The 16,196-nt window shown below is 70.1% G+C and carries 20 protein-coding genes; 14 read left to right on the forward strand and 6 right to left on the reverse strand.

What is annotated here, in order from left to right:
* The coding region (locus FK219_RS14260) for a helix-turn-helix domain-containing protein (RefSeq protein WP_152584215.1) at nt 1-161 on the reverse strand (161 nt) is incomplete at its 3' end.
* A gap of 372 nt (nt 162-533) precedes the next feature.
* Here FK219_RS14260 and FK219_RS12570 point away from each other — a divergent pair.
* Nucleotides 534-1,028: a DM13 domain-containing protein gene (locus FK219_RS12570; protein WP_152584216.1), complete on the forward strand. Its 495-nt coding sequence runs from the start codon at nt 534-536 to the stop codon at nt 1,026-1,028.
* On the opposite strand, the gene FK219_RS12575 is transcribed toward FK219_RS12570, so the two are convergent.
* Nucleotides 1,025-1,711 (reverse strand): DUF4386 domain-containing protein, encoded by a 687-nt coding sequence (locus FK219_RS12575; RefSeq protein WP_152584217.1) that lies wholly within the window; start codon nt 1,709-1,711, stop codon nt 1,025-1,027. The genes FK219_RS12570 and FK219_RS12575 overlap by 4 nt on opposite strands.
* Before the next feature lie 143 nt (nt 1,712-1,854).
* Here FK219_RS12575 and FK219_RS12580 point away from each other — a divergent pair, with 143 nt between their 5' ends.
* Entirely contained in the window at nt 1,855-2,520 is a 666-nt protein-coding gene (locus FK219_RS12580; RefSeq protein WP_328821693.1) for a TetR/AcrR family transcriptional regulator, read from the forward strand.
* Between the two features lie 3 nt (nt 2,521-2,523).
* Entirely contained in the window at nt 2,524-2,925 is a 402-nt protein-coding gene (locus FK219_RS12585; protein ID WP_152584218.1) for a nitroreductase family deazaflavin-dependent oxidoreductase, read from the forward strand.
* Between the two features lie 63 nt (nt 2,926-2,988).
* On the opposite strand, the gene FK219_RS12590 is transcribed toward FK219_RS12585, so the two are convergent.
* Nucleotides 2,989-3,813, reverse strand: a complete 825-nt coding sequence (locus FK219_RS12590; RefSeq protein WP_210416829.1) for an aldo/keto reductase — start codon at nt 3,811-3,813, stop codon at nt 2,989-2,991.
* A gap of 138 nt (nt 3,814-3,951) precedes the next feature.
* Between FK219_RS12590 and FK219_RS12595 the strand changes: the two genes are divergently transcribed.
* A complete protein-coding gene (locus tag FK219_RS12595; protein WP_152584220.1) occupies nt 3,952-4,140 on the forward strand; it encodes a hypothetical protein in 189 nt (62 codons plus the stop codon).
* Between the two features lie 11 nt (nt 4,141-4,151).
* On the opposite strand, the gene FK219_RS12600 is transcribed toward FK219_RS12595, so the two are convergent.
* Complete coding sequence (locus FK219_RS12600; protein WP_152584221.1) at nt 4,152-4,451, reverse strand: Dabb family protein; 300 nt, start codon at nt 4,449-4,451, stop codon at nt 4,152-4,154.
* Nucleotides 4,452-4,522: 71 nt separating this feature from the next.
* Between FK219_RS12600 and FK219_RS12605 the strand changes: the two genes are divergently transcribed.
* The 4 genes from FK219_RS12605 to sufU are packed head-to-tail and all read left to right on the forward strand — an operon-like array spanning nt 4,523 to nt 7,716.
* Nucleotides 4,523-5,218 (forward strand): hypothetical protein, encoded by a 696-nt coding sequence (locus tag FK219_RS12605; protein ID WP_152584222.1) that lies wholly within the window; start codon nt 4,523-4,525, stop codon nt 5,216-5,218.
* Nucleotides 5,219-5,223: 5 nt separating this feature from the next.
* Nucleotides 5,224-5,916 (forward strand): aspartate/glutamate racemase family protein, encoded by a 693-nt coding sequence (locus FK219_RS12610; RefSeq protein ID WP_152584223.1) that lies wholly within the window; start codon nt 5,224-5,226, stop codon nt 5,914-5,916.
* A gap of 40 nt (nt 5,917-5,956) precedes the next feature.
* Nucleotides 5,957-7,261, forward strand: a complete 1,305-nt coding sequence (locus FK219_RS12615; protein WP_152584234.1) for an aminotransferase class V-fold PLP-dependent enzyme — start codon at nt 5,957-5,959, stop codon at nt 7,259-7,261.
* A complete protein-coding gene (gene sufU, locus FK219_RS12620) occupies nt 7,258-7,716 on the forward strand; it encodes a Fe-S cluster assembly sulfur transfer protein SufU (RefSeq protein WP_152584224.1) in 459 nt (152 codons plus the stop codon). Before FK219_RS12615 ends, sufU begins: the two co-directional genes overlap by 4 nt.
* Before the next feature lie 337 nt (nt 7,717-8,053).
* Here sufU and FK219_RS12625 read toward each other — a convergent pair whose 3' ends face one another.
* A complete protein-coding gene (locus FK219_RS12625; protein ID WP_152584225.1) occupies nt 8,054-8,488 on the reverse strand; it encodes a nitroreductase family deazaflavin-dependent oxidoreductase in 435 nt (144 codons plus the stop codon).
* A 54-nt stretch (nt 8,489-8,542) separates the two neighbouring features.
* Entirely contained in the window at nt 8,543-10,456 is a 1,914-nt protein-coding gene (locus FK219_RS12630; RefSeq protein ID WP_152584226.1) for a BglG family transcription antiterminator, read from the reverse strand.
* A gap of 209 nt (nt 10,457-10,665) precedes the next feature.
* On the opposite strand from FK219_RS12630, the gene FK219_RS12635 reads away from it, so the two are divergent.
* From FK219_RS12635 to FK219_RS12660, 6 genes are read left to right on the forward strand one after another with little or no spacing between them, the layout of a single operon-like run.
* Nucleotides 10,666-10,986, forward strand: coding sequence for a PTS sugar transporter subunit IIB (locus tag FK219_RS12635; RefSeq protein ID WP_152584227.1), 321 nt, complete (start codon nt 10,666-10,668; stop codon nt 10,984-10,986).
* A complete protein-coding gene (locus tag FK219_RS12640) occupies nt 10,979-11,242 on the forward strand; it encodes an HPr family phosphocarrier protein (RefSeq protein ID WP_152584228.1) in 264 nt (87 codons plus the stop codon). Before FK219_RS12635 ends, FK219_RS12640 begins: the two co-directional genes overlap by 8 nt.
* Nucleotides 11,242-12,915 carry a phosphoenolpyruvate--protein phosphotransferase gene (gene ptsP / locus FK219_RS12645; protein ID WP_152584229.1) on the forward strand — a complete coding sequence of 558 codons (1,674 nt, stop codon included), beginning with the start codon at nt 11,242-11,244 and terminating at the stop codon, nt 12,913-12,915. The genes FK219_RS12640 and ptsP overlap by 1 nt, the downstream gene beginning before the upstream one ends.
* A 42-nt stretch (nt 12,916-12,957) precedes the next feature.
* The gene (locus FK219_RS12650) at nt 12,958-14,418 is read left to right on the forward strand and encodes a PTS mannitol transporter subunit IICB (protein WP_152584230.1); all 1,461 of its coding nucleotides are present in this window, start codon (nt 12,958-12,960) and stop codon (nt 14,416-14,418) included.
* A 39-nt stretch (nt 14,419-14,457) separates the two neighbouring features.
* Nucleotides 14,458-14,907, forward strand: coding sequence for a PTS sugar transporter subunit IIA (locus FK219_RS12655; protein ID WP_152584231.1), 450 nt, complete (start codon nt 14,458-14,460; stop codon nt 14,905-14,907).
* Between the two features lie 8 nt (nt 14,908-14,915).
* On the forward strand, nt 14,916-16,067 hold the full coding sequence (locus FK219_RS12660) for a mannitol-1-phosphate 5-dehydrogenase (protein ID WP_152584232.1): 1,152 nt from the start codon (nt 14,916-14,918) through the stop codon (nt 16,065-16,067).
* Nucleotides 16,068-16,196: the final 129 nt, after the last annotated feature.

Here is a 16,196-nt window from a genome sequence, read left to right on the forward strand (position 1 = left end):
GGTCGCCGCGGCCGTGGGTCGACGGCGTCCAACCCGTTGTCGCGGTAGCGGGCCAGGAGGCGGTGTATGTGGCGTCGGGATAGCCCAAAGCGTTCAGCGGCGGCGCTGATAGTGAGCTCTTTCGCGACGATCTTCAGGACCACGACCCGGTTCTTCGACATGAGGCCGACTGTGACCTATGTCGCGACTCAGCAGGGACCTATCAAGTGGGACCTATGTCATGAACTCAGACACCCTCAGGTCCACCATCCCACCGCACTGTCGCACGGCTCGTGCTCGACGCGTGACCGCATAACCTGCGGTCACGGGGTTCGATTCCCCTCAGGTCCACCATCCCACCGCACTGTCGCACGGCTTGTGCTCGACGCGTGACCGCATAACCTGCGGGCACGGGGTTCGATTCCCCTCAGGTCCACCATCCGTTTCGACTATCCGTTCCGACTGTCGCAGGTCGGGAATGGCGAGCATGGCGATCTCGTTCACTTCTGCAACGTCGCACGAGCGTGCGGTCGCTGACAGAAGAGGACCGACTGATGTCTCGCAAGCCCATCATCATCGCCGGCGTCATCGCGGCCGCAGTCGGAGTCGTCGCTGCCGTCGGCATCACCGGTTTCGCGCTGAACAACATCGCTGAAGAAGCTCCGCTCACAGTGCAGCAGCCTGCGGCCGTAGAGCCGCCGCCCACCGTCGACCCCGACGCCGGGCCTGTTGTGCTGCGCTCGGGCACGTTCGTCGACGGCGACGCGATTCATCGCGGGTCGGGTACCGTCTCGATCGTCGATGATGGCGAGCAGGTGCTGCTCGTCTTCGGCGACGACGTGTCGATCACCCCTGGCCCTGACTTGTTCGTCTATCTCTCGCCGAACGGACCGGGCGAAGACCTGGGCGAGTTCGTCTCGCTCGGCACACTCACTGCCGACACCGGCGCCCAGGCCTACGTGCTGCCCGACAACATCGACAACTACCGCACGGTCGTCATCTGGTGCCGGGCCTTCAGCGTCACGTTCGCGACGGCCGAGCTCACCTAGCGCGAGGCTTCGAGCGCACGAGCCGCCGCACGTGCGGGCACTCCGCGGATCAGCAGCGAGAGCATGATCGAGAACTCGCCGACGGTGGCGGGAATCACGAGAAGGTCGGCGACCACGGTTGCCTCGGGCGCGAGCGTGACGAGCACGATGCTCGCGATGTAGCCGATGCCGCCGACGACGAGCGCCCAGCCGATCCAGCGCCAGGCGTAGCCCGACTGCAGCACGAGCATTCCCATAGGGATCAGCCAGGCGCCGAAGAAGACGACGCCCGCGGCCCAGAACCCTTCGGAAAGAACGATGAGCAGGCTCGCCTGAACAGCGGCGTCGGCGCTCGTGCTCTCACCGAGCTGGATCGCGGTGCTCAGCGAGGCGGCGCTGCCGAGAATCGCGACCGCATTCATGAGGCCCAGGGTTGCGAGAGAGCCCGCGGCGAAGGCGTTCACCCCTCCAAAGAGCTTAAAGAACCACAGGGCGGTGAGTACTTGCGTGACGACGATGCCCAGCTCGAGCAGCAACCCCACGCGAGCGAGGGGCAGGTTGCCGGCGAGGGCCTCGAGCACGGCGGTGCTGTCGCCGGCGGTGAAGACCTGCGGCCTGATGAGCAGGAAGCCGAGCATCCCGGTGAGGGCTAGGCCGAGATAGAACGCGCCGGTGAGGCGGGCGGTGCGGGAGAGGGGGTGCATGAGTGCTCCGATCGGTGAGTGGTGCCCGTGACTCGCGCACCTTATGGTGTAAGGTAGCCATACATCGTAAGGTAGCGCAAGATGGAGGGGGTCGAGAGGATGCCGTGGCGACTGGAGAAAGACGACCGGTCACACGCGACCGGGTGCTCGAAGCAGCGATGTCGATCGCTGATGCCGAAGGGTTGTCGGCCGTGAGCATGCGCCGTGTGGCGACCGAGCTGCGCGTCGAGGCCATGTCGCTCTACCACCACGTCGCGAACAAGGACGCGCTGCTCGACGGGCTGGTCGAGCGCGTCGTGACCGAGGCGCTCGACGAGTCGACGTCGGCAGCGGAACAGGCGGGCTCGACGTCAGATGATTGGCGAGTGGATGTGCGCACGCGCAGCCTCGCGGCCCGCCGCGTGATGCTGCGGCACCCCTGGGCGCCCGCTCTCATCACCTCGCGCAGCACGATTCCTCTGCAGGTGCAATCGATGTTCGAGGCGGTGCTGGCCGCGATGATTCGCGGCGGAGTCTCGTACCGCACAGCGCACCGCGGCCTGCACGCGCTCAGCAGCATGGTGCTCGGCTTCGCCCAAGAACCGTTCAGCTCGTCGGACGGCGACCCGAGCATGGAGGGTGTCGAGATGTCGGACGACCTCGTGGCGCAGTTCGCGGAGAAGTTTCCGTACACCTCGGCCATGGTTGCGGCCGAGTTGCACAGCGACGGCGAGCCGACCCTCGGCTGGTGCGACTCGCAGACCGAGTTCGAGTTCACCCTCGGGCTGCTGCTCGACGGTCTCGACCGGGCCGCCCGAACGGAGGGATGACCCATGCCCATGCCGAGATGGTGGGCGCGCATGAACAAGTACACGTTCAACCCCGCCGAGCTGAAGAAGGGCAAGCGGCCCGTGATCATTCACGTGGGCCGCACCTCGGGCCGCGAGTACCAGACCCCGCTCGACGCCCACCGCGTCGACGGCGGCTACCTCTTCGTGCCTGTGTACGGCGTCGAGTCGGACTGGGTGCGCAACGTTCTCGCGGCGGGCTCGGCGCGGCTGCGGGTCGATGGCTCCGAAGTGTCGCTCTCCTCCCCGCGACTCATCGATGCCGACGCGGCCTTCGCGCTGCTGCCGGAGGGCACGGAGCGTCCGCCGAGATGGCTCAAGCTCGAGCAGTACTTGCTCGCCGACGGGCTCGGGGTCGAGCGACAAGAGCGACGATCAGAAGCCTGAGCTACCGCACACCCACCGTTTGGTGGCCGCGCCGGAATCGGGTGGCTACATCTCCTCGTGCGTCTACATCTCCTGATGCGTCGTGGGGTCGCCGCCGAACAGGCGGCCGTCGGGGCGCCCCAGGGCTGTGATGGCGGCGACCTCCTCGTCGGCGAGGGTGAACCCGCCCAGGTCGAGGTTCTCGCGCTGACGGCCGGGATCGCCCGACTTGGGGATCGGCAGGGAGCCGACCTGCTGGTGCCAGCGCAGGATCACCTGGGCGGGCGTCACTCCGTGGGCCGCAGCGGCGTCCGCCACGGGAGCAGACTCCTTGACCGGTGCGGCTTTGCCGAGCGGGCTCCCGGCCTCCGTCACGATGCCGTGCTGCTCGTGGAACGCTCGCAGCTCGACCTGGGGGAAGAACGGGTGCAGCTCGACCTGGTTGAGGGCCGGCATGACACCGGTCGCATCGGCCACGCGGGTCAGGTACTCCGGGGTGAAGTTCGAGACGCCGATCGACCCGACGCGGCCCTCTTCCTGGAGGCGCACCATGGCGCGCCAGGTGTCGACGTACTGGTCGACGCGCGGGTTCGGCCAGTGGATGAGGTACAGGTCGATGTGCTCGAGCCCGAGAGCGTCGGTGGATCGGTCGAACGACGCCAGAGTGCTGTCGAAGCCGTGGTCGCGGCCGGGGATCTTCGTCGCGACGATGATCTCTTCGCGGGGCACGTCGGTGCGCGCGATCGCGCGCCCGACGGCATCCTCGTTCCGGTAGTTGACGGCGGAATCGATCAGGCGGTAGCCGACCTCAAGTGCGCTGAGGACCGCGCTCGTGGCCTCCTCGCCGCGCAGCGGGTAGGTGCCGAAGCCGATGTCGGGCAGTGTCGTTCCGTCAGTGAGTGCAGGCATGCAGGGCACGGTACGCCATCGGCGCGTCCGCATGCATCGTGCGTACAGCCACGGCACAGCGGACGCTCATCGCACAGCGGTCTCGACACCGCGGGCGTTCACCCTCTACCGTGAGCGTGACCACCTCGGGAGGGGCACATGGCCAAGAACAGTGCGACGAATGCGGCACCGCTGGGGCTGCTCGGCCTCATGGCCTACATCGGTGCGGCGATCTACTTCATCGACCAGAGCGATGGCAGCTTCTGGGGCGTCATCCTCGGTCTGCTGCAGGCGATCGTGTGGCCGGTGTACGCGGTGTTCCACGGGCTCGCTGCGCTCGGCGCCTAGGTGCGGCCGCGTTAGACCGAGTAGTCGACGACGGCGCGGTCGCTGATGACCGAGGCGATGAATGCCGCCGCCTCCTTGTGCAGCGGGTGCACCTGGTAGGCCTCGAGGGCCGCGTTGTCCTCGTGCTCGGAGACGAGTGCGAGGTCCCAGTGCCCGTCGACGAGCCCGAGGTCGCGGTCGACGCGGATGCTCTCGATGCCGGCGATCTGCGAGTGGAGGGCCTCGAGCCGGCTCGCGATCTCGGCCGCGTCCTCCCGGCGCTGGGTGTCGTCCTCGGCGGCGAGGCGGAACAGCACGATGTGTCGGATCATGCGCTCAGCCTAGAGCCACGCCCGCTCGGGTGGCCCTTTCACCGACGGCGCTCGCCGGTAAGGTGCGAGACATGAGACCGCCGAGCTGCGAGGTGTGCGGGGTCGATTTCGACGACACGGCAGATCGGCTCGTGACGTTCGTGCTCGAGCCCGGCTCGGGCCGCTCGACTGCGGCGAGGGCCGAGCGTGCGGTCGAGCATCCCGAGAATCAGGGCTGGTTCTGCGGTGTGCACGTCGAGGCCGCGCGCGCACTGGCGGCGACCGCCACGCTCGCTGAGGCCGTGCGTGCGATGCGCTCCGGCGACGCGAACAGGATGCCCGACCCGAGCCCGCCGACCACCGAGCTCGCCGGGCCGTCGTGGGAGGCTGTGGCGCAACGACTGCGCTCGGCCCTCCCGGCGCTCGCCGCGGCGATCGGTCTCGAGGGCGTGCGGCCGGTCACGGAGTCGACGCGCGAGTGGACTCCCATGGATGGCGCGGAGCCGCCATGGTGCCCCTACATCGACCGGGTGACGACGGTCATCGAGCGCGAGGGGGCGAGCGTGCGCCTCGTCGTCGAGCGTGCCCACTGGAACGACGACGAGATTGCCCGTGCAGACGTGCGCCTCGCGGTCGACGCACCCGGGGTCGCCGCGAGTGTGAGCGTCGCGCGCGGGCCCGGCGACGGCTCGGTCGGAGACGTGCGCGGCGTCGACTCGCTGCCGGAGGGTGCACGCTCGCTCGTGCGCGACGCGCTGTCGGCCCCGCAACCCCGGCTGGAAGACTAGAGCGCATGCGACGACTGGGACTGCTTGGCGGCATGAGCTGGCAGAGCTCTGCCCTGTACTACTCGCTCATCAACGAGCTCGTGGCCCAGCGGCTCGGCGGCGTGCACTCGGCCGACCTCGTCATGGTCTCGGTCGACTTCGCCGAGGTGGAGCGACTACAGGCGGCCGGGGATTGGGAGCGCGCGGGCGAGCTGCTCGCGCGGGAGGCGCAGGGTCTCGAGGCGGCGGGCGCTGAGGCGATCGTGCTCTGCACCAACACCATGCACCTCGTCGCGCCGTCGATCGTGGCCGCGGTGAGCATCCCGCTACTGCATCTCGGTGACGTGACCGCGCGAGCCGTGCGCGCAGCGGGTCTCGAACGCGTCGGGATGCTCGGCACGCGCTTCACGATGGAGCAGCCGTTCATGCGAGACCGCATCGCCTCGCACGGGCTCGAGGTGCTCGTGCCCGGCGACGACGATCAGGCCGTCGTGCACCGCGTCATCTACGAGGAGCTCGTGCGCGGCGTGGTCTTCGAGCGGTCGCGCGCGGAGTACGTGCGCATCATCGACGGGCTCGTCGCCCGAGGCGCGCAGGGCATCGTTCTCGGCTGTACGGAGATCGAGCTACTCATCGAGCAGCACCACGTGGCCCGGCCGCTTCTCCCGACGACGCGCCTGCACGCCGAGGCCGCCGTCGAGTGGGCTCTCGCGCCGTAGGCGCACGCTCTACCCTGGAGGGGTGACTGTTGCGACGCCCATGGGCACCTCGACCGCCGCGCCGTTCACGGGCGCCGAGCTCGAGGCGATCCGCGCGCAGTTCCCGATCCTGCAGCGCGAGGTGCAGGGTCACCCGCTCGTCTACCTCGACTCTGCCGCGACCGCGCAGAAGCCGCAGCGCGTCATCGACGCCGAGAGCTCCTTCTACGCGACCGCCAACGCGGCCGTGCACCGCGGCGCGCATACCCTCGCGGGCGAGGCGACCGAGCTGTACGAGGATGCTCGGCTCACCATCGCGCGCTTCCTCCACGTCGACGAGAACGAGGTCGTGTTCACGAGCCACGCCACCGAGGCGCTCAACCTCATCGCCTACGCGCTCGGCAACGCGAGCCTCGGCATGGGCGGTGCCGCGGCAGCGCCCTACGCCCTGAAGCCGGGCGACGAGATCGTCACGACCGAGCTCGAGCACCACGCGAACCTCATCCCGTGGCAGGAGCTCGCCGCCCGCACCGGCGCGACCCTGCGGCACATCCCCGTGCGCGACAACGGCGCCCTCGACGTCGAGGTCGCCCGCAGCGTCATCGGCGAGCGCACGCGCGTGCTCGCCCTCAGCCACGTCTCCAACGTCACCGGCCAGGTGAGCCCCCTCGCCCAGCTCGTGCCCCTCGCGCGCGCGGTCGGTGCCCTCGTCGTGCTCGACTCGTGCCAGGCCGCGCCGCACGTGCCCCTCCACCCTCGCGAGCTCGACGTCGACCTCGCCGTCTTCAGCGGGCACAAGCTCTACGGCCCCACCGGCATCGGGGTGCTCTACGGCCGCGCCGAGGTGCTCGACGCCCTGCCGCCGTTCCTCTACGGCGGCTCGATGATCACCACGGTCACGATGGAGAAGGCCGAGTACCTGCCGAGCCCTCAGCGCTTCGAGCCGGGTACTCCGCGCATCGCCCAGGCGATCGGGCTCGCCGAGGCCGTGCGCTTCGTCGACGAGCTCGGCCTCGACCGCATCGCCGCGAGCGAGCACGCCGTCGCGCAGCGCCTGCGCGACGGCCTCTCCGTCATTCCCGGTGTGCGGCTGCTCGGCACCGACCCCGCCGCACCGAGGGTCGCGCTCGCGAGCGTCGTCGTCGACGGCGTGCACGCGCACGACGCAGGGCAGTTCCTCGACGACCGCGGCATCGCCGCCCGCGTCGGCCACCATTGCGCCCAACCCCTGCATCGGCGGCTCGGCGCCACCGCGAGTCTGCGGCTCAGCGCGGCCGTGCACACGACGGCCCAGGAGGTCGAGCTCGCGCTCGACGCGGTCGCGGGCATCCGGTCGTTCTTCGGAGCGGGAGGGAGCACCCCGTGAGCGCACTCGAACAGCTCTACCAGCAGATCATCCTCGACCACTCGAAGCACCCGCACGGCGTCGGCCTCGAGGTCGGCGAGGAGACCAGCCACCAGCGCAACCCCGTGTGCGGCGACGAGATCACGCTCGCCCTGCGCTGGAACCCGGCGGGCGCCCGCATCGAGGCGATCGCGTGGGAGGGGGCCGGATGCTCGATCTCGCAGTCGAGCGCGTCCCTGCTCGCGACCCTCGCCGAAGAGTCCGCCGACGAGGGCGCCCCGTGGACCCCCGAGGAGTTCACCGCCCTCATAGAGGAGTTTCGCGAAGCCCTGCGCTCGCGCGGCGCGATCGCCCTCGACGAAGAGCGCTTCGGTGACGCGGCCGCTCTGAGCGGAGTCTCCCGCTACGTCGCGCGCGTCAAATGCGCGATGCTCGCCTGGGTAGCCGCGGAGGACCTCCTCGCGCGTCGCGCGTAGCTCGCGCGGCGCCGCGCGCGAGCTACGCGCGCGAGCGCCCTTTGGCGCCAGATCTGGCGCCAAAGGGCGCTTGGCTCTGCGCGTTCGCACCATTTGCGGCAAATCTGGGCCGCGCGCGCCCTGGGGTGCGCGCCGCGAGGGGGGTGCGGGGTGCGGGGGTTGGGGGGTGGGCGCGAGCGCCGCGTCGCGCCAGATCTGGCGCCAAAGGGCGCTTGGGTCTGGGCGTACTGCCCGTTTGCGGCAAATCTGAGGCGCGCTGGGCCGCGCTGGGGCGCGCTGGGGCGCGCTGGGCGGCGCTACGTCGCGCCGCGCGCATAGCGCGGCGCGTGGCGCGGCGCTATGCGCGCTCGAGCACCCAGACGGGGATCTGCCGGTCGGTCTTCGTCTGGTAGGTCGCGTAGTCGGGCCAGGCGGCGCACGCGCGAGCCCACCAGGCGGCGCGCTCGTCGCCCTCGACGAGTCGCGCCCGGTAGTCGTGCTTCTCGGCCATGTCCTGCAGCTCGCACAGCGGGTGCGCGGCGAGGTTGTGGTGCCAGACGGGGTGCTCGGGAGCGCCACCCTTGGACGCGATCACGGCATAGTCGCCCTCGTGCTCGACGCGCATGAGCGCCGTCTTGCGCAGCATGCCGGTCTTGGCGCCGAGGGTCGTGAGCACGATGATCCTGCGCCCGCGCAGGTCGTTGCCCTCCTGGCCGTTCGTGCGCTCGTAGAGCTCCGCCTGCTCGCGGGCCCACTCGGATGTGCTGGGTGCGTACTCTCCGGTCAGCGGCATGCCACGAGGCTAGCGGGCGCCGTGCGAGGCGCGCCACCGCCAGGAGCGGGATGCTCAGCCGCTCTCGATGAGCTGCGCGAGCTGCTCGATGAACGAGTCGAAGTCGCTCGACTCGCGCACGAGCTCGGCGACATCGCGGCGGGCCGCGAAGACCTCCACGAACTGGTCGAACAGCGGCTGGAACCGTGCCCGACCCTCGGCGCTGAACGCGATGAAGGCGATGACCGAGACTCGAGCATCCCCCCACGGGATCGGGGTGGGGGAGAGGGCGAGGGCGATCGCGGTGCGGTCGGCCGTGAGCCCCATGGCGTGCGGCACCGCGAGGGCCTCGGTGAACGCGGTCGACGACATGCGCTCGCGCTCGAGCGCCGCGGCCACGTAGGGCTCGTCGACGACTCCCGCTTCCACGAGCGCGGCACCGAGCCCGCGGATGATCGACTCGGGGTCGTCGCCGGGAGGCGGCACGAAGAACAGGGAGGCGTCGAAGTACTCGAGCAGCTCGTCGGCGATGCGTGCGCGGCGGCGGTGCCGGCGCACGCGCGAGACGCCCGCCCGGATCGCGTCGATGTCGTCGTCGGTGAGGAACGGCTGCACGATCACGACGCCCTCCCGCACCGCGACGGTCGGGATCGTGGAGATCACGAGGTCGCTCGTGAGCTCGCGCGGGTCGACGTCGGTGCGGGTGACGACGAACTCGACGCTCACCTCGCTGCCGAGCTCGCGCTCAACGCGCGTGCGCAGGATCGCGTGCAGGTCGTAGTAGCTGGGGCACACGATCGTGCAGCTCACCCGCTCCTCGCGGCGCGAGAGCCGCTCGAGGTGCGAGCCCAGGTGCAGGGCGATGTAGGAGATCTCGTCGTCGTCGACGGTGATGCCGCGCTCGCGCTGCACGATCGAGGCGATGAACACGGCGATGTCGAAGATCATCGGGTACGAGCTCTTGATCGAGCGCGTGAGGGGGTTGCGCGTGTGGGCGTTCTCGCGTGCCCGGGCGACGAGGTTGCCGAGGTGGATCGCGAGGCGCGCCACGAAGGCGTCGTCGTGGAAGTCGACGCCGTACTCCTCGAGCACCTGATCGACGATGCGCCGCACCGTCGCGAGGTCGTCCTCGTCCACGTGCGCGTCACCCGCTGGCCCGTTGCCGGGCGCGATGACGCGCGTCACGAGCAGGCGCGCCAGGTAGTCGGTGTCGGCGGGCGTGAGCTCCACGGCGAAGTGCTCGCGAGCAAGCCGGGTGAGGATCGCGACGATGGGCACGTGCCGCTCGGGCACGACCGTGGCACCACCCGCGGGGAGGTGCTGGTCTCGTCGCGCCCGGTCGACGGCGATCGCGACGTGCAGGATGACGGCGTCGATGCCGTACTCGTTGACGAAGAACCCCGCGCCGTCGAGCTCCTGGATGAGCTCGGTCTTGAAGGCGCCGAGCCCGGAGAGCGCGAACTCCTGCTCGATCGTCTCCAGGTCGAGGACGCCCTGCGTCATCTCGCTCTGCAGCAGCCTGCTCAGCAGTCGACGTCGAGCACCCTCGCTGCCGGCCAGCGCGACTCTGCTGCCGCGCCGCTCGACCGTCGCCCCGCTCTCGTCGGCGAACGCTTTGACGCGCCGCAGGTCGGCCTCGAGCGTCGACTCGCTCACGAACAGGGTGTCGGCGAGGCCGTGCACGTCGAGCCCCGCCGAGGTCTCGGTGAGGCGCCGCACGATGTGGTGCACGCGGTCCTGCGGCGTCTCGGCGGAGGCCCCGCGCTCGCGGCTCACGGCGATGAACTCCGCGTAGGCCTCGCGGTTGATGCGATAGCCGGCGGTCGACGCAGTGAGGGGGGCCAGGGGATGCGCGGCCGTCTTCGCGGCCGCGACGTAGCTGCGCACGGAGCGCGTCGTCACCCCGAGCTGCTCGGCCAGTTCGGTCGCCGTCACCCAGTCGTCCGCCTGCAGCAGCAGTTCGAGCATCCGCTCGTATTTGTCGGCCATGTCAGGAGTCACTGTAGACCGGCCGCTCCCCGCGGCGGGAGGGCTGCCCCCACGCGCGAGGCGGCGAGGGGTCTTCCGCGGGGTGGGAAGCAAGTCTGCTGGCGGCGCTCGGGCGCGCTGGCGCACGATGGGAATCGCACGGCGACCACACGTGGTTCCCCTGTCCGTCCCACCGCTCGACCCGCTCCGCAGACCGCAAGGAGGCGATCATGACCCGCACTGTCGCGATCGTCTGCGGTGCCGGAGTCTCGAGCACCTTTCTTGCCCGCGCGGTGCGCGACATCGTGCGCGAGCGCGGCCTCGACTGGACGGTGGAGGCGCTCGCCGAAGACCAGCTCGTCGACCGCGCCTCGAGCCTCGACCTCGTGCTGCTCGGCCAGCACGTCGCCTCACGGCGAGACCTCGTGCGCTCGGCAATGGGCGAGGTGCCCGTCGGGGTGCTCGCGCACGCCGATCACCTGACCGCCGCGCGCGACGCCGTCGCGCTGCTCTCCTCCACCACTGAACGGGAAGGCCTCTCTCATGGCTGAACGCACTCTCACCGTCGCCTCCACCCACGGGCTGCACGCCCGACCGGCCGCGCTCTTCGTGAAGACCGTCACCGACTCGGGTCACACCGTCGAGCTGCAGAAGGGCGAGCGCGCCATCAATGCTGCGAGCATCCTCGGCGTCGTCTCCCTCGGGGTGAACCACGGCGACGAGGTGACGCTGCGCGTGCAGGGCGACGATGACGAGGCGGTGCTCGACCAGCTCGCGACCTTCCTCGAGAAGGACCACGACGCGTGATGGCAGCCGCGACGAACGCCAACCTGCTCCAGGGCGTCGGTATCGGCCGGGGCACGGCCGTCGGGCCGGTCATCCGTATGCCCGACCCGGTGCCGCAGCCGGCCGACACGGCGAGTGAGCGCACGCCCGACGAGGAGGCGCAGCGGGCGCGCGAGGCGCTCACCGCGACGGCGACGCAGCTGCGGCAGCGGGGGGAGAGCGCCGGCGGCACGGCCGCCGAGGTTCTGGATGCTCTCGCCATGATGGCGGAGGACCCGGCGCTCGCGGCCGACGTGCAGCACCGCACGGAGGACGGTGCGACCGCCGAGTACGCGATCCACGCGGCGATGGGCAGCTTCCGCGACATGCTCGTGGGCATGGGGGGCTACCTGGGGGAGCGCGCCGGTGACCTCGACGACGTCGCGCAGCGGGCCATCGCCCACCTGAGCGGGCTGCCCGCGCCGGGCGTGCCCGAGTCGGAGACTCCGTTCATCCTCGTCGCGCGCGACCTCGCGCCCGCCGACACCGCGACGCTCGACCTCGAGTTGGTGCTCGCCCTCGTCACGACCGACGGCGGCCCCACCTCGCACACCGCGATCCTCGCCCGGGAGAAGGGCATCACCGCGATCGTCGGCGCGTCGGGAGCCGCGGCGCTGCAGGATGGCGACATCGTGCTCGTCGACGCCGAGGCCGGCACGGTCGAGCGCGACCCCGACCAGGAGCGCGTCGACCTCGCCCTCCAGCGCACCGCGACCCTCGAGGCGATCCGGGCCCAGAGCTCGGGCCCTGGTGCGCTCGCTGACGGCCACGCGGTGCCTCTGCTCGCCAACATCGGGTCGGTCGACTCGGCCCGCGAAGCCGTCGCGCGCGGGGCGGAGGGCGTGGGCCTGTTCCGCACCGAGGTCCTCTTCCTCGGCGCGGAGAAGGCGCCGACCGTGGAGGAGCAGGCGGCGACCTACCGAGAGGTGTTCGCGCAGTTCCCCGGCCAGAAGGTCGTGGTGCGCGTGCTCGACGCGGGAGCCGACAAGCCGCTCGCGTTCCTCACCGACCAGGGGGAGGAGAACCCCGCTCTCGGCCGTCGGGGGCTGCGCGCCCTCGCCGCGCACGAAGAGATCCTCCGCGATCAGCTCACCGCGCTCGCTCAGGCGGCTGCGGGCTCCGACGCGATCGTGCAGGTCATGGCGCCCATGGTGTCGACGGCGCAGGAGGCGCAGTACTTCCGTGACCTCGCCCACGAGCTCGGCATCGCGATCGCGGGCGTCATGGTGGAGGTTCCGTCGTGCGCGATCCTCGCCGACCATGTCGCGCAGCATGCCGACTTCATGAGCATCGGCACGAACGACCTCACGCAGTACACCCTCGCGGCCGACCGCCTGCTCGGCACCGTCGCGACCTTCCAGAACCCGTGGCACCCCTCGGTGCTGCGCCTCATTGAGACCGTCGGCTCCGCCGGCGCCGCGCACGACGTGCCGGTCGGCATCTGCGGCGAGGCCGCCGCCGACCCGATCCTCGCCGTCGTCCTCGTCGGGCTGGGCGCCACTTCGCTCTCGATGTCCTCCTCCGCGATCGCCGATGTGCGTGCAGAACTCTCGATGCACTCGCTCGACGACGCCCGCAGACTCGCCGCACTCGCTGTGTCGGCCGAGAGCGCCGAGGCCGCCCGCGCGGCAGTGCTCGGCGCAATCCACCCGTAAGTCCGCACCACCCCCATCACCACTCACTAAGGAGTACGACACATGACGACGACGTCAGCCCCCGCGCGCCCCGGCGCACGAGTGAGAGTGCAGAAGTTCGGCACCTTCCTCAGCGGCATGATCATGCCCAACATCGCGGCCTTCATCGCGTGGGGCTTCATCACCGCGTTCTTCATCCCCACCGGCTGGACGCCGAACGAGACCCTCGCGAGTCTCGTCGGCCCGATGATCATCTACTTGCTGCCGCTCCTCATCGCCAACACGGGTGGCCGCATGGTGTACGGCACCCGAGGCGGCGTGGTCGCGAGCATCGCGACGATGGGCGTCATCGTGGGTACTGACATCCCGATGTTCATCGGCGCGATGATCGTCGGTCCGCTCGCCGCGTGGCTCATGAAGCAGGTCGACAAGCTGTGGGCGGGCAAGATCCGCGCCGGGTTCGAGATGCTCGTCGACAACTTCTCCGCGGGAATCCTCGGCTTCGGCCTGGCGCTCGGCGCATTCTTCGGCATCGCGCCCGTCGTCACGGTGTTGAGCGACGCGCTCGGCGCGGGCGCGAGGTTCCTCACCGAGACCGGTCTGCTGCCGCTCGCGAGCCTCGTGATCGAGCCGGGCAAGGTGCTCTTCCTCAACAACGCCATCAACCAGGGCGTGCTGACTCCGCTGGGCATCCAGGAGGCGAGCGAGACGGGCAAGTCGATTCTGTTCCTCCTCGAGGCCAACCCCGGCCCCGGCCTCGGGTTGCTGCTCGCCTTCGCGATCTTCGGCGTGGGCATCGCCCGTGCGACCGCCCCGGGAGCGATCATCATCCACTTCCTGGGTGGCATCCACGAGATCTACTTCCCGTACGTGCTCATGAAGCCCGTCCTCATCGTGGCCATGATCGGCGGCGGCATGACCGGCATCGCGACGAACCTCATCTTCGCGTCCGGCCTGCGGGCACCGGCGTCGCCGGGGTCCATCTTCGCGGTGCTCCTGCAGACGGCGAGCGACAGCTACGTCGGAGTGATCCTCTCCGTCGTCCTCTCCGCCTCGGTCACGTTCCTCATCGCCGGTGTGATCCTCCGCGCGAGCCGCAAGCGCGACCTCGCCGCTCTCGAGGAGGGCGGTGCCGACAAGTTCGGCTCGGCCGTTGCGCAGAACACCGAGAACAAGGGCGGCTCGAGCCGTGTGGGCTCGCTCCTGGGTCAGGAGGGCGCGACCGCGACCACCACGAAGGTCGAGAAGGTCGTCTTCGCCTGCGATGCTGGCATGGGTTCGAGCGCGATGGGCGCCACGGTGCTGCGCAAGAAGCTGAAGGATGCGGGAGTCACCGGGGTGACCGTCACGAATGCGGCGATCGCCAACCTCGACTCCTCGGTCGACCTGATCGTGACGCACCAGGATCTCACCGACCGAGCTCGCGCCGCGGTTCCCGACGCTCTGCACATCTCGGTCGAGAACTTCATGAACAGCCCGAAGTACGACGAGGTCGTGCAGCACATCAAGGGTCAGCAGAGCTGACCGCGACCGATCGAGTGAAGTGAAAGGCCAGGGATTCGCGTGACCACCACCGTATTGACCACCGACCGCATCGTGCTGAACGGCACCGCTCGCACCCGCGAGGAGGCGATCGCCGAAGCGGCGCGCCTGCTCGAGGCGGCAGGAGCCGTGACGCCCGCATACGAGTCGGCGATGACGGAGCGCGAATCCCTGGTCTCCACCTACATGGGCAACTATCTCGCCATCCCGCACGGCACCAACGAGGCGAAGGAGGCGATCCTCGCCTCCGCGATGACCCTCGTGCGCTACGAGCAGCCGCTCGACTGGGACGGCAACGAGGTGCGCGTCGTCGCGGCGATCGCCGGCAAGGAGGGCGGCCACATGAGCGTGCTCTCGGCGCTCGCGATGGTCTTCAGCGATGACGCCGCTGTCGAGCAGGTGCTCGCCGCCGAGACTCCTGAGGCTGTGCTCGCCCTCCTGGGCGACGTCAACGACGCCGTCGACGAGTAGGAGCCGCCATGAGCGCCGTCCACTTCGGAGCCGGCAACATCGGGCGCGGTTTCATCGGCCTGCTGCTCCACGAGGCGGGTCACGACCTCACCTTCGTCGACGTCAACGCGGAGCTCATCGCGGCGATCCGCGATGCGGAGTCGTACCGTGTGATCGAGATCGGCCCGAACGGGCGCGAGCACACGGTCACGGGCTTCACCGCGATCGACTCCTCCGCCGACCGTGACGCCGCGGTGCGCGCTGTCGCGACCGCTGACATTGCCACGACCGCCGTCGGCCCCACCGTCTTGCGCTTCATCGCGCCCGTCATCGCGGACGCACTGCGCGAGCGCAGCGACGATGCGGCGCCCCTCATCGTCATGGCGTGCGAGAACGCGCTCCAGGCCACGGATGCTCTGCGCGAGTCGATCGCGGAGTCCCTGGAGGGCGACCACCACGCGCTCGAGCGAGCCGTCTTCGCCAATACGGCGGTGGACCGCATCGTGCCGACCGCCGACCCGGCCGACGGCCTCGACGTGCGCGTCGAGCCGTTCTGCGAGTGGGCGATCGAGTCGGGGCCCTTCGCGGGCTCGGCCCCGAGCATCCCGGGCGCCCACTTCGTCGACGACCTCGCCCCCTACATCGAGCGCAAGCTCTTCACGGTCAACACGGGGCACGCGGCGACCGCCTACCTCGGCTTCCTCGCCGGGGCACCGACCATTCACGAGGCGATCGCCATACCGAGCGTGCGTGCCGCCGTCACCGCCGTGCTCGAAGAGACCTCGCAGCTGCTCGTCGCCCGGCACGGCTTCGATGTCGAGACGCAGGGCTCCTACCGCGCCATCGCGCTCGAGCGGTTCGCGAACGCCGCGCTCGCCGACCCGGTCACTCGTGTGGGGCGCCAACCGCTGCGCAAGCTCAGCCGAAACGAGAGGTTCCTCTCACCGGCCGCGGCGCTCGCCGAGGCCGGCACCACCCCCGTCGCCATCACCGCGGCCATCAGTGCGGCTCTGCGATTCCGCGCCGATGACGACCCCGAGAGCCTCGCCCTCGCGGTGCGGCTCGCCGCCGATGATGCCCCGACGTTCGTCACCGAGGTCATGGGCATCGACGAGGGTCACCCGCTGCGGTCAGCGCTCGTCGACGTCGTCACTGCAGCGCAGGCCGACCCCGCCGTCTAGGCCGATCGCGCCGCCTAGGTGTACTCGGTCATGACGTTGGTGACACTCGGGTGATCGGGGGTTTGCCTCCGCAGGCGGTGTGGGCTCGAGTGTAGTTGTAGTGCTCCAGCCAGGGCTCCAGGGCGTCGT

The organism is Microcella pacifica (genome assembly GCF_009371975.2).
Taxonomy (GTDB): Bacteria; Actinomycetota; Actinomycetes; order Actinomycetales; family Microbacteriaceae; genus Microcella; species Microcella pacifica.

Excerpts from the sequence above, each read along its gene's own strand:
- FK219_RS12570 (WP_152584216.1), top strand. The coding sequence starts at position 534 with ATGTCTCGCAAGCCCATCATCATCGCCGGCGTCATCGCGGCCGCAGTC.
- FK219_RS12575 (WP_152584217.1), bottom strand. The coding sequence starts at position 1,711 with ATGCACCCCCTCTCCCGCACCGCCCGCCTCACCGGCGCGTTCTATCTC.
- FK219_RS12585 (WP_152584218.1), top strand. The coding sequence starts at position 2,524 with ATGCCCATGCCGAGATGGTGGGCGCGCATGAACAAGTACACGTTCAAC.
- FK219_RS12590 (WP_210416829.1), bottom strand. The coding sequence starts at position 3,813 with ATGCCTGCACTCACTGACGGAACGACACTGCCCGACATCGGCTTCGGC.
- FK219_RS12595 (WP_152584220.1), top strand. The coding sequence starts at position 3,952 with ATGGCCAAGAACAGTGCGACGAATGCGGCACCGCTGGGGCTGCTCGGC.
- FK219_RS12600 (WP_152584221.1), bottom strand. The coding sequence starts at position 4,451 with ATGATCCGACACATCGTGCTGTTCCGCCTCGCCGCCGAGGACGACACC.
- FK219_RS12605 (WP_152584222.1), top strand. The coding sequence starts at position 4,523 with ATGAGACCGCCGAGCTGCGAGGTGTGCGGGGTCGATTTCGACGACACG.
- FK219_RS12610 (WP_152584223.1), top strand. The coding sequence starts at position 5,224 with ATGCGACGACTGGGACTGCTTGGCGGCATGAGCTGGCAGAGCTCTGCC.
- FK219_RS12615 (WP_152584234.1), top strand. The coding sequence starts at position 5,957 with ATGGGCACCTCGACCGCCGCGCCGTTCACGGGCGCCGAGCTCGAGGCG.
- FK219_RS12625 (WP_152584225.1), bottom strand. The coding sequence starts at position 8,488 with ATGCCGCTGACCGGAGAGTACGCACCCAGCACATCCGAGTGGGCCCGC.
- FK219_RS12630 (WP_152584226.1), bottom strand. The coding sequence starts at position 10,456 with ATGGCCGACAAATACGAGCGGATGCTCGAACTGCTGCTGCAGGCGGAC.
- FK219_RS12635 (WP_152584227.1), top strand. The coding sequence starts at position 10,666 with ATGACCCGCACTGTCGCGATCGTCTGCGGTGCCGGAGTCTCGAGCACC.
- FK219_RS12640 (WP_152584228.1), top strand. The coding sequence starts at position 10,979 with ATGGCTGAACGCACTCTCACCGTCGCCTCCACCCACGGGCTGCACGCC.
- ptsP (WP_152584229.1), top strand. The coding sequence starts at position 11,242 with ATGGCAGCCGCGACGAACGCCAACCTGCTCCAGGGCGTCGGTATCGGC.
- FK219_RS12650 (WP_152584230.1), top strand. The coding sequence starts at position 12,958 with ATGACGACGACGTCAGCCCCCGCGCGCCCCGGCGCACGAGTGAGAGTG.
- FK219_RS12660 (WP_152584232.1), top strand. The coding sequence starts at position 14,916 with ATGAGCGCCGTCCACTTCGGAGCCGGCAACATCGGGCGCGGTTTCATC.